Below are 472 nucleotides of genomic sequence, written 5' to 3'. Positions count from 1 at the left end.
TGTTGAAGGGTTGGATCGCGGCCAGAACACCCTGTTTCCGGCGTCGCTCGATGACTATGTGACCGAGGATAATCCGGTGCGAGCGGTCGATGTGTTCGTCGACAGTCTTGATCTCGACAAGCTCGGGTTCGACGGTGTGCAGCCACTCGACACCGGCCGTCCCAGCTATCACCCCAGCACTATGCTCAAACTCTACGTCTACGGCTATCTCAATCGGATTCCGTCGAGCCGGCGCCTGGAGCGGGAATGCCAGCGCAACATCGAGATGATCTGGTTGACCGGGCAGCTGGCGCCGGACTTCAAAACCATTGCGGACTTCCGCAAGGACAATGGCAAGGCCATTCGTGAGGTCTGTCGCGAATTCGTCGCGCTATGCCGCAAGCTGGATCTGCTCAGTGCAGCGAGCGTTGCCATTGATGGATCAAAGTTCAAAGCTGTCAATGCACGGGACAAGAACTTTACCGAGGCCAAG

At 57.4% G+C, this 472-nt stretch carries 1 protein-coding gene; it reads left to right on the top strand.

Features of this window, described 5'->3' with window-relative positions; all coding sequences use genetic code 11:
* Window positions 1-472: transposase (locus tag XI09_RS08350; protein ID WP_271566413.1), on the top strand; the 472-nt coding region annotated here is incomplete at both ends.

Source organism: Bradyrhizobium sp. CCBAU 11386 (genome assembly GCF_028128955.1).
Lineage (GTDB): Bacteria > Pseudomonadota > Alphaproteobacteria > Rhizobiales > Xanthobacteraceae > Bradyrhizobium.
Note: the sequence above shows the minus strand (reverse complement) of the source record. Positions and strands in the feature narration are given on the sequence as shown.